Raw genomic sequence first — 10,672 nt, 5'->3', positions numbered from 1 at the left:
GTCGGTGGCGTCCGGGGAGCCCGTGCCGCCCACGGGGCCTACGGGGCCCTCGGAGCCCGTGGGTCCGACGGCGAGGGCCAGGAGCGGGTTGCCGAGGAGCTCCGCCCCGATGGTGGAGGTGTGCCGGCCCGCGCCGGAAGAGGTGCAGAACGAGCCCTCTCCATGGGTGGGGAACAGACCGGTCCGCGGAGGCAGGGCCGCCAGCCGGCGCAGCGAGCCGTACTGCAGGCGGGCCAGGGTGCGGGCCCGCTCGGGGCCCAGCAGGTCGGGACGGCCGGCCGAGGCCACCAGCAGGCTGCCGCCGGAGAAGACCGCCGCCGGCTCGCCGTCGGCCAGCACCAGGTAGCTGGTGTGCTCGGGGGTGTGGCCCGGGGTGTGGATCGGGCGGACGACCAGGCCCCGCCCGTCCGCGAGGTCCTCCAGGTGGAAGGCGGGGGTGTGGCGGTAGGCGGCCGCCGCGGCGGCGGGCAACACCAGTTCGGCCCCGGTGCGCAGGGCGGCCTGCTCGGCGCCCGAGACGTAGTCGTTGTGCAGGTGGGTCTCCAGCACGAACCGCAGTTCCACGTCCCGCTCGGCGACGACCCGCAGGAACCGGTCGACGTCGCGCTGGGGGTCGACGAGCACCCCCCGGCCCTCGTGGACCAGCAGGTGGCTCTGGTCACCGAGACCCGGAGTGCGGAACGACACGATCTCCATTTCCCCGCCCCCGTTCGGTCGGCGCACGGCCCCGATGGGCCCTCACCCGTCCATACCCGCGGGAAAGGAGGGAAGCCCTGCGGGAACACGCCGGATCCGTCTCACCCGCATCCGGCATGGTCCGTGCCGTTCATCCGGTTCAGTGCGAGAGCGAGCGCCGCGCCGTACACCACGTGAGCCGTGCCCATCACCAGGGGGCGCCCCGGACGGTCGTGCGGGATCGAGGGCAGGATCCCCAGGCGGGGCACCCAGCCCGCGTAGCTGCCGACCCAGATCCCCAGGGCGTAGACGACGCCGAGCGACGGAGCGACCCGCCGCCCGCGGGAGAGCAGGCCGTACAGCGCGCCCGCGCCGGCGCCGAATCCGAAATGGGCGATCGCGCCGAGCACTCCCTCACCCGGCTTGGGCCGGTGCCGGGGACCGGGGAGGGCGGCGCGGACGATGCGTTCGGGCGGCTGGTCACCCATCAGCCCGGCCTTCTCCCCGGCGATCATCACCACGCTCATCACCGCGGTGGCGAGCGCGCCCCCTGCGGCTCCTCTGACCAGGTTGCGCATCATGACGGGCGAATGCCCCCGTCCCGGCACGGGAAACCGGCGCACGGTCCCCGGAACCGGCGCGGACTCCGAGCCCAGGGACGGCGCGAACTCCGAACCCGGAGACGGCGCGAACTCCGAACCCGGGGGCGGATCGCTCCTACCGGGGTCCGGGGAGGGCTCCTTCCCCGCCGGAGGTTCCGTTGATACGGTCGGTTGATGTCGGACGCCGCGCAGTTCCCGTTCGCCCCAGGGCCGCACCAGGGCCCTCCCGCCGAGTACGGCCGCCGTCACCGTGAGGAACCCCTCGGACCGGTCGAGATGCCCAGCGGGGACCGCGCCCTGCTGGCCGTAGGGTACGACGACGTCGCCACGGTCCTGAGCGACCCGCGGTTCTCCCGGGAGCTCGATTACCCCGGGGCCCCGCGCTTCCTCCCCGGGTTCGACCTCGCCGACGCCCCCGGGAGCATCATCGCCATGGACCCGCCGCGCCACACCCGGCTGCGGCGGCTGCTGTCCGGGACCTTCACCCCCCGGCAGATCGAGGCGTGGCGTCCCCGGGTGCGCGCGATCTCGCACCGGCTGATCGACGAGATGCTGGAGCAGGACGGCCCGGCCGACTTCGTCTCCCGCTTCGCCTTCCCCCTGCCGGTCCAGGTGATCTGCGACGTCATGGGCGTCGAGGACCTCGACGTCGAGCGGGTCCGGGAGTGGTCCGACGCCGCACTCTCCACTTCGGCGCTCACCCCCGACGAGCAGATCGCCTCGATGATCGAGTTCGGGTCCTACATCGCCGAGCTCATCGCCGCGCACCGCCTCGCCCCCGGTGACGGGCTGCTCACCGCGCTCATCGAGGCCCACGACGAGGGCGACAAGCTCAACGAGGAGGAGCTGATCCGCATCACGCTCGGGCTCTTCCTCGCCGGTCACGAGACGACGGCCTCAGTGCTGTCCCGCGCCCTGCTCCGGCTGCTGGGCCCGGGTGGCGAGTACGCCCGCCTGGTGGAGTCCCCCGAGCTGGTCGCGCCCGCCGTCGAGGAACTGCTCCGCATGGAGGAGCCCGGGGATGTCGGCCTGCTCCGCGTCGCCACCGAGGACGTCGAGCTCTCCTGCGGCCGCGTACGGCGGGGCGAGGCCGTCATGGCCCCGCCCTGCGCGGCCAACCACGACCCCGCGGCCTTCCCCGATCCCGACCGCTTCGTCATCGGCCGCGACGGCCCGGGGCACCTGGCGTTCGGCCGCGGCGCCCACTACTGCCTCGGCGCGAACCTGGCCCGCCTGGAGCTGGTCGAGGCGTTCGCCGTGCTGACCGCGCGGCTCCCCGGCCTCGCCCTGGCCGAACCGGCGGACGCCGTGCCGTGGACCACCGGGCACATCGTCCGGCGTCCGGAGCGGCTCCCGGTCATCCCCAAGAACTGACCGCCCGACCGGACGGCGGCCCGCACCGGGCCCGCCTCAGTCCCTGCCCTGCCAGGTCGTCACGCAGGCCTCGTTGCCCTCCGCGTCCGCCAGCACCCAGAAGGACGGGGCGTGCTCCTCCGACAGGAGCACGCCTCCGGCGGTCAGGGCCGCCTCGATCCGGCGGGGCGCCTCGTCGTGCGGGACGGACACGTCCAGGTGGATGCGGTTGCGCTGCGGCCTGGCCTCGTCCATCTGCTGGAACCAGATCGCCGGGCCGTGGCGGAACGGGTCGACGAGCGGGTCCTCCGGGCCGTCCGCGCCGGCCTCGTCGACGTAGCCCATCACCGCCTTCCAGAAGGGGCGGATCCGGGTGATGTCCAGCGCGTCGATCGCGATCTCGACGAGCTGGACCGACCGCGGCTCCGGGTCGGCGACCCCGGGTGAGAGCCGCAGGCCGAGTCCCCGTGCGGCCGCGGAGATCCGGCCGGCGAGCTCCACCTCCGCGGAGGTCACCGTCGCCGCGGCGAGCGACTGCAGGGTGAGCACCAGCCGGTCGCCGCGCACGTCCATCCAGAGGCCGCCGTCGGCCCCGTCACCGGCCGCCGCCACCATCCGCGCGGCGACGTCGGCCGCCTGGCGCAGCGAGGACACCCGTACCGTCGTCTGCAGGGCACCCAGGACGTACCGCCACCCCAGATCGCCGACGGCCTCGGAGATCTCCCGCCTGCTCGGCCTCGCGGCCGTGTTCCCGTCGTTCTCCGTCATCCCGGCATGATCGCAGAGGCGTCCGCCGCCCGGGAGGCCGTACAGCGGGCGGGCCGCCGGTCCGGTCGGGGCGATCGGTGCGCCGTCAGCCCTGGCGGTACGAGCCGGCGATCTGCCGGGTGGTCACGCAGATGCGGTTCCACGCGTTGATCGTGGCGATCGCCACGACCAGCGCGGCGAGCGTCTTCTCGTCGTGGTGCCGGGCCGCCTCCTCCCAGACCGCGTCGGGTACGGCCTCGCCCCGGTCGGCCAGCCTGGTGGCCTCCTCAGCGAGGGCGAGCGCCGCCCGCTCGGCGTCGGTGAAGTACGGCGCCTCCCGCCAGGCCGCCACCGAGAAGAGCCGCTCGTCGCTCTCCCCGGCCTTCTTCGCCTCGTGGGCGTGCATGTCCACGCAGAACCCGCAGCCGTTGATCTGGCTGGCGCGCAGCTTCACCAGCTCCAGCGTGGCGTGCGGCAGCGTGCTGGTGCGCAGGAACCCCTCCAGGCCCAGCATCGCCTTGTACGCCTCCGGAGCCAGCTCCGCGACGTTCATCCGTGCCTTCATCGGACTCTCCTCAGTTTCTCGGGATTCATCACGGTGTCGATCTCGGTGATCCGGCCGTCCGCCACGGTCAGCCCCATCACCGAGACGAGGTCCTTCCCCCGGAAGCGGAGCAGACCCGGCCGGCCGTTGACCGTGGACGGCCGCAGGCGGTGGCTCGCACCGAAGCGCTCGGCCACGCCCAGCACGAAGCGGGCCACCCGGTCCGCGCCCAGGATCGGCCGCCGGGCGGCTCTGACCACCCCGCCGCCGTCGCTGCGGAGCACCACGTCCGGGTCGAGCAGCGCCAGCAGGGCGCCGAGGTCCCGGCCCGCCGACGCCTCGGCGAAGGCGGCCACCACCCTGCGGTGCTCGGTGGTGTCCACGTCGAACCTGGGCGCGCGGGCCGAGACGTGCCGCCGCGCGCGGGCCGCCAGCTGGCGACAGGCCGCGGGCGTGCGCCCGACCGCCTGGCCCACCTCGGCGAACGACAGCCCGAACACGTCGTGCAGCACGAACGCGGTGCGCTCGGCCGGGCTGAGCGACTCCAGCACGACCAGCATCGCCAGGCTCATCGACTCGTCCAGCGTCACCCGCTCGGCCGGATCGGCCTCCTCCACCACGGGTTCGGGCAGCCACGGCCCCACGTACTCCTCCCGGCGCACGCGTGCGGAACGGAGCACGTCCAGGGCGAGCCGGGAGACCGTGACCACCAGCCAGCCGGTGACGTCCCGGATCTCCGTCCGGTCGGCCCGGACCAGCCGCAGCCACGCGTCCTGCACCACGTCGTCGGCCTCGTCCACGGTGCCGAGCAGCCCGTAGGCCACTCCGACCAGCCGGGACCGGATCGCGTGGAACTCCACCGCGAGCCCGTCGAGATCGCTCTTCACGTCATGGGGACGGGACAGCCCCCGATCGTGTGACATCCGAAATCCGCCCCCTGGTCCCGTACCGGATCCGATGCTCGCATCCGTGGCGCTCCCGGGCGGTCCGGGGAGGCGTGAAGCACGATCGGGGAAGAAGCGGGCGCGACCGGAGAGGCGTCAGGCGCGGTCGAAGAGGGAGCGGGCGCGATCGCCGCTCTTGCCGGCGCGCAGCGCCCAGGCCCGCAGGACGGCCTCCAGCTCGAACCGGCCGTCCGGGTCCTTCAGCTGGTCGGCGAAGAGCTCGACGGCCTGGCGGAGCCGGTAGCGCACGGTCTGCGGATGGATGTGCAGCCGTAGCGCGGCCTCGTTGGCGTTGTAACCGCTCTGCAGCCAGGCCAGCAGCGTCTCGGCGAGCCGGTCGCGCTGGCCGGGCTTGAGCCCGCGCAGCGGAGCGAGCCGCGTCCGCTCCATCAGCTCGATCAGCGTCTCGTCCCGGAAGATCATGATCGTCGACATGTGGTCGGACACCCTGATCACCGTGTCGGAGGCGAGCACGCCCCGGCGTGCCAGGTCCAGCGCCCGTACGGCCAGCCGCAGCGAGAGCGTGCCCTCCCCCACCCTGACCGCGGGCCCGACGGCCACGGTCCAGTCGGAGAGCAGGGGGCGCAGGAGTGCCTGCCGGCCCGGGCCGTCCGGGTCGGGCACGACCAGGCAGGGGTCGGAACGGTCGAGGTCGGCGAGCACGTCGGGCGGGAGGCCGGGCCGGGGCAGTTCACCCGGCCTGCGCGCGGCCAGCGCCACGCAGGCCAGCGTGCGCGGCGGTGTCCAGCCGACCGACCGGGACAGGTCCTCCACCGCCCGCGCGTCGGGCGGCGGATCGGCCACCAGCAGGTTGAGCAGCCTGCGGCGGCGCAGTTCGAGCTCTCCCGCCGCCCGCGCCTGCGCCTGCGCGTAACCCTCGGCCGCCGCCGCGGCGATCTCGTCCAGGTAGACCAGGATCGCCTCCCCGATGTCGCACATGCGCTGCCGGGAGAGGTTCAGCCGCTCGGACTCCGCGGCCAGCCTCCGCCAGGCGACCCGGGCGCAGATGCGCAGCGCGGACTGGAGGGAGTCCAGCGGGCGGCCCTCGCTCGCCTCGCCGCCGCCGATCCCCCGGTAGACCTCCAGCAGCCGGGCCCGGCTCACCCTCCGGTCCCCCACCCGGTTCACGAACCCGGCGAGCGCCTCCTCCACGGCCCGCCGTACGATGCGCGCGTAGGCGCCGCTCGGCCGGGAGTACTCCGGCACGCTCGCCCGGATCTCCCCGATCATCTCGTCGGCCAGGTCGTCCAAGTAGGGCCGGAACACCTCGGCGAACTCGCGGGGGATGTCGGCCGGCGGGCGTTCGACGTCATGGACAGCGGACACGGGCGCCTCCTGGCTTCGGACGTTACCCCGGTGTCAGGAGGGCGTCTCCTGACACCGACGCACATTCCGCCCGTCGGCATCGCTCACGTCCGTGACAACTTTCCGGTCCTGCTCCCCCGGCTCCCCGATTCCCTCCTCGTTGCTTCCGCACCCCCTCGTCCGAGCCGTCCTCAGGTCTGGGCGGGATCGGAGGCCGTGGCCACGCCGTCGAGGGGCGAGCCGGTCTGCCAGGCGTGCTCGAACTGCTGGAGCCAGTAGCCGTACCAGTGCGGGCTGTTCTCCCTGGTGAGTTCCAGGTGCATGCGGGAGGCGGTCGAGGTGTTGCGGAACCCGTGCGTCTCGACGATCACCTTTCCGTGAGCGGTGTCCGGATCCAGTGCGATGAGGCTGAAACCGGGGCTGTAGGGCAGCAGCCGTGCCCCGAAGTCGCCCTTCACCTGCCAGCGGCCCATGGCCCGCAGATGGCCGACCGTGGTGCGCACCGCGTCGGGCAGCCGCTGCACGGGAAGGTCGACGGAGTCGTCGAGCTGCGCCGAGGCGATCCCGATCGCCGCGGTCTCGGCGGGATCGAGGACGAGCACCCGGAGCGTGCCGTCCGCACGGGAGAGCACGGTGCTCCGCAGCAGCTCACAGGTCTGCGGCGAGAGGAGGTTCACCGCCGAGGGCGCGAGGATCCGCACGTCCCGCGCCTGCCGGAAGCGGACGTGCAGCGGGACCTGCTCGTAGGCCGAGCGGTCGCCCAGTAGGTCGTCCTGCTTCCGCGCGGGCTCGGGAGGCACCGCGACCCGGTAGACGAGCAGGCCGATCCCGGCCAGGACGACGGTCCACTTGAGGTTGTCGGGCAGCACGTCGCCGATCGTCGACAGGACCGCGAAGACCACGGTGACGGCGGCCACGGCGTACACGTCCAGATTGCGGCGCGCCTTGATGTCACCGGCGACCTTGCGGAACCCGACGGCCATAGTCCCGTCCCTCCGGCTCGAACCACCCGCGGCCTCTTGATCCCAGCATGTCCCATAGATCACTGCTCCGCCGCGGTGTTCCCGCCTCCTCGGCGGAGCAGTCCGCGAAGCGACCGGGGGATCCGCCCCGGCGGCCCTCAGGAGGTACGGCCGGAGCCGTCGCCGAGGCTTCCCGCGGTGCTCAGCGGGAAGCCCCCACGGGCCTCAGCCACGCGTCAGCGGGCCGTCTCCAGCAGCTTCTCGGTGGCGACGAGCCGCACGCACACGGTCAGGCCGGCGATGGCCAGCTCCAGCTCCTCCAGTTCGGGGTAGCTGGGCGCGATGCGGATGGTGCTGTCGCGGGGGTCCTTCCCGTACGGGTGGGTCGCCCCGGCGGGCGTCAGGGCGATGCCCGCCTCGGTCGCGCGGCGCACCACCTCGCGTGCGCAACCCTCCAGCACGTCGAGGCTGACGAAGTAGCCGCCCGCCGGACGCGACCAGGTGGCCAGGCCCGTGCCGCCCAGCTCCTTGCTCAGGATCGCCTCCACCGCGTCGAACTTCGGCCGCAGCAGCTCGCGGTGGCGCTCCATGTGCGCGAGCACGCCGTCGGCGTCGCGGAGGAACTCCACGTGGCGGAGCTGGTTGATCTTGTCCGGGCCGATGGTGCCCTTGCCCAGGTTGCCGATCAGCCAGGCCACGTTGGCCGGGGAGGAGCCGAAGAAGGCGACCCCGGCACCGGCGAAGGTGATCTTCGAGGTGGAGCCGAAGACGAAGGCCCGGTCGGGGTTGCCGCTCTCGGCGCAGAGCACCAGCAGGTCGGCGATCTCCACCCGGTCCTCGGTCAGGTGGTGGACGGCGTAGGCGTTGTCCCAGAAGATCCGGAAGTCCGGGGCCGCGGCCGGCATGGCCGCCAGGCGGCGCACGGTCTCGTCGCTGTAGCAGACGCCGTCGGGGTTGCTGTACTTCGGCACGCACCAGATGCCCTTGATCTGGGCGTCCTCGCGGACCAGGTCCTCCACGACGTCCATGTCGGGGCCGTCGGCGGTCATCGGCACCGGGATCAGCTCGATGCCGAACCGCTCGCACAGGGCGAAGTGCCGGTCGTATCCGGGGACCGGGCAGAGGAAGGCGATCCTGGGCTCGTCCGCCCACCGGCGCTCGGCGCCCGGCAGACGGCTGAGCAGCGCGTGCACGACGGAGTCGTGCATCAGCGTGAGGCTGGAGTTGCCCGCCGCCACCAACTGCGCCGCCGGGACCTGCAGGAGACCGCTGAAGATCTCCCGGAGCTCCGGCAGGCCCTGCAGCCCGCCGTAGTTGCGGGTGTCGGTCCCGTCGGCGGCGCGGTGGCCGCCCGAGGGCAGCGTCAGCAGCGCCTCGGCGAGATCGAGCTGGCGCGGCGACGGCTTGCCCCGCGTGAGGTCGAGTGAGAGGCCGCGCCGGACCAGCTCCTCGTAGTCGCGCCGGGCGCGGTCGCGCTCGGCGGTCAGCTCCGCGGCGTTCGGAGCCGGGGAGGGGGAAGAGTCCGAGGAGGTCACCGAGGAGGTCACGAGGGTTCCTTCGCCTGCCGGATCGGGAGTGGAATGGAATTGAAAGGATAGAAGACCCTCCGCCGCGCCGGGGTGCCGGGTTCGGCGACGCTCCCGCCCCCACGGCCCGCTCCCGTCCCCACGGCCCGGTCTCGGCCGGAGAAGTCCGCTTCTGCGTAAGATCGGGCATATGGCGGAGGTCATGGGGCGGGACGGGACGTGGACGTTCGACGGGGAGATCCTGCGGATCGTGCCGGGCCGTGACCGGGGGGTGCACAAGCTGCGGCAGTTGCTCGGCGAGGTGACCGTACCGCTGGAGGCGGTGGCCGGCGTCTCCCACGAGCCCGGCAAGAAGGGCGGACGGCTCCGGCTGCGCCTGCGTGAGGGCGCCGACCCGTTCAACCAGGCCGCACGCGGCCGCATCCCGGACTCGGCCGACCCCTACCAGCTGGCCGTCGAACCCGACCGCACCGGCGTCGCCGACTACTTCGTGGACGAGGTGCGCAACGCCCTGGTCATCGACCAGGTGCCGGACGGGCCGGTCTCCCGCTACCTGATGCCCGGCCCGAGCGTGCCGCTGACGGCGTCGGCGGGAGACGGGACCGCGACGTTCGACGGCGAGTCGGTCCGCCTGGAGTGGAACTGGGCGGTGGAGTCGACCAAGAAGTCCGCCGGCCCGCAGCGGATCGCCCTGTCCGAGCTGACCGGCGTGGAGTGGACCCCGGCCGCCGGACTGGAGAACGGGCACGTCCGCTTCGGCGTCCGGGGCTCGGTGCACCGGCTCGCCCCCAAGTACGACCCGCACTGCCTGGTGCTGTGGGGCATGGACAAGGAGACCCGGACGATCGCGCTGCTCGTCGCGGCCGTGCTCGCCCGGCTGCCGCACCCGTCGGCCCCCGCCGCGCCGCCCGCCGTCGTCTCGGCGTGGTCGCGTCCGGTGGGCTGCCTCAGGCCGCAGCGCTCGCAGTAGCCGTCCGGGTCCACCGGCGCGGGCCCGCACCGCGCGCACCGGGCCGAGGAGAGCCCGCGGCCGCACTGCTCGCAGAAGAGGTCGCCGGCCAGCACGCCCGCGCCGCAGTACGGGCAGAACCCTTCGGCGCGGCCCGTCACAGCATCGTCCGGGGGCGGGTGGCGTTGGCGCGGTCGATCAGCGCGTGCCGCTCGGCGGTGGTGGCCGCGCCGCGGGCGAGCCCGCGGTAGAGGCGTTCCAGCTCCCGGCGGAGCGCGCGTTCGGTGAACGGCACGCCCAGGATCGTCCCGGAGCCGCGGCCGCGACCGGACCCGAGCCACACCAGCGCCCTCTCCAGCACCTCGGCGGCCAGCTCCCCCCGGCGGCGCGGGTCCAGGTCGGCCAGGTCGTCCAGGCGCGCGCCGATCCCGGTGAGCGTCCCGGCGTCCAGCGCGGCGGGGTCCCGCTCCCGTACGGCCGCCGCCACGCAGGCCAGCCGCGCCGCGACGAAGTGGCTGGAGCTCGGCGGGACCCCGTCGAGGACCGCGATCGCCCCGTCCGGATCACCCGCCGCCAGGAGGGTCCTGGCCAGGCCGAAGGACGCGCTCACGTAGGAGCGGTCGGTGCGCTGCACCGTCTCGTACCGGCGTGCCGCCGCCCGCGGGTCCCCGGCGCACTCCAGGCAGAACGCCAGGGCCAGCCGGGGCGCGCACTCGCCGGGCAGGAGGTCGTAGCACCGGTCGAAGACCTCCGCGGCCTTCGCGAGGTCGCCCGAGACCAGCTCGTGCACGCCCCGGCACCACAGGACCCGCCAGTCGCCCGGCAGTTCGCGGGCGGCCCGGACGAGCAGGTCGTCCGTCTCCCCGGCGCCGTGCTCGGCGCTCATCCGGGCGAGGGCGAGCAGGGTCTCGGGGGTGTGCGGTGTGGATCCGAGCATGGCGGTCAGCTCACCGGGGGTGCGGGCGGTGAGCCCGGACAGGAAGGGGGTGGCCGGGTCGGCGGGGTCGGCCAGCGGGACCGGCAGCGCGGCCGCGGCGGCGGAGCGCTCCAGCGGGACGAGCAGGC

General features: G+C 73.9%; 11 protein-coding genes and 1 pseudogene. 2 read left to right on the top strand and 10 right to left on the bottom strand.

From position 1 onward, the window contains the following. A partial coding sequence (locus tag ACWJ6R_RS09525; protein WP_449061856.1) for an MBL fold metallo-hydrolase occupies positions 1-696 on the bottom strand: 696 nt, incomplete at its 3' end. Positions 697-797: 101 nt separating this feature from the next. Beyond that, positions 798-1,256, bottom strand: a complete 459-nt coding sequence (locus ACWJ6R_RS09520; RefSeq protein ID WP_449061855.1) for a DUF6789 family protein — start codon at positions 1,254-1,256, stop codon at positions 798-800. A gap of 195 nt (positions 1,257-1,451) precedes the next feature. Between ACWJ6R_RS09520 and ACWJ6R_RS09515 the strand changes: the two genes are divergently transcribed. Beyond that, positions 1,452-2,651: a cytochrome P450 gene (locus tag ACWJ6R_RS09515; protein ID WP_449061854.1), complete on the top strand. Its 1,200-nt coding sequence runs from the start codon at positions 1,452-1,454 to the stop codon at positions 2,649-2,651. 36 nt (positions 2,652-2,687) lie between these two features. On the opposite strand, the gene ACWJ6R_RS09510 is transcribed toward ACWJ6R_RS09515, so the two are convergent. The 6 genes from ACWJ6R_RS09510 to ACWJ6R_RS09485 form a co-directional block, all read right to left on the bottom strand. Beyond that, positions 2,688-3,398 (bottom strand): VOC family protein, encoded by a 711-nt coding sequence (locus ACWJ6R_RS09510; protein ID WP_449061853.1) that lies wholly within the window; start codon positions 3,396-3,398, stop codon positions 2,688-2,690. Positions 3,399-3,483: 85 nt separating this feature from the next. Beyond that, on the bottom strand, positions 3,484-3,942 hold the full coding sequence (locus tag ACWJ6R_RS09505) for a carboxymuconolactone decarboxylase family protein (RefSeq protein ID WP_449061852.1): 459 nt from the start codon (positions 3,940-3,942) through the stop codon (positions 3,484-3,486). Continuing rightward, entirely contained in the window at positions 3,939-4,844 is a 906-nt protein-coding gene (gene sigJ, locus ACWJ6R_RS09500) for an RNA polymerase sigma factor SigJ (protein WP_449061851.1), read from the bottom strand. Before sigJ ends, ACWJ6R_RS09505 begins: the two co-directional genes overlap by 4 nt. Before the next feature lie 117 nt (positions 4,845-4,961). Next, positions 4,962-6,191 carry a PucR family transcriptional regulator gene (locus tag ACWJ6R_RS09495; RefSeq protein ID WP_449061850.1) on the bottom strand — a complete coding sequence of 410 codons (1,230 nt, stop codon included), beginning with the start codon at positions 6,189-6,191 and terminating at the stop codon, positions 4,962-4,964. Positions 6,192-6,361: 170 nt separating this feature from the next. Further along, positions 6,362-7,153 (bottom strand): hypothetical protein, encoded by a 792-nt coding sequence (locus tag ACWJ6R_RS09490; protein WP_449061849.1) that lies wholly within the window; start codon positions 7,151-7,153, stop codon positions 6,362-6,364. 215 nt (positions 7,154-7,368) lie between these two features. Next, positions 7,369-8,679, bottom strand: a complete 1,311-nt coding sequence (locus ACWJ6R_RS09485) for an aminotransferase class I/II-fold pyridoxal phosphate-dependent enzyme (protein WP_449061848.1) — start codon at positions 8,677-8,679, stop codon at positions 7,369-7,371. A 169-nt stretch (positions 8,680-8,848) separates the two neighbouring features. Between ACWJ6R_RS09485 and ACWJ6R_RS09480 the strand changes: the two genes are divergently transcribed. Next, positions 8,849-9,628, top strand: coding sequence for a DUF4429 domain-containing protein (locus ACWJ6R_RS09480; protein ID WP_449061847.1), 780 nt, complete (start codon positions 8,849-8,851; stop codon positions 9,626-9,628). 59 nt (positions 9,629-9,687) lie between these two features. Here ACWJ6R_RS09480 and ACWJ6R_RS09475 read toward each other — a convergent pair. Continuing rightward, positions 9,688-9,768, bottom strand: a pseudogene (locus tag ACWJ6R_RS09475) (zinc-ribbon domain-containing protein); the annotation flags it as partial. Beyond that, positions 9,765-10,672 (bottom strand): tetratricopeptide repeat protein (locus ACWJ6R_RS09470; protein WP_449061846.1); only part of this gene is annotated, 908 nt, incomplete at its 5' end. The pseudogene ACWJ6R_RS09475 and the gene ACWJ6R_RS09470, both read right to left, overlap by 4 nt.

The organism is Planomonospora algeriensis (assembly GCF_977012225.1).
Note: the sequence above shows the minus strand (reverse complement) of the source record. Positions and strands in the feature narration are given on the sequence as shown.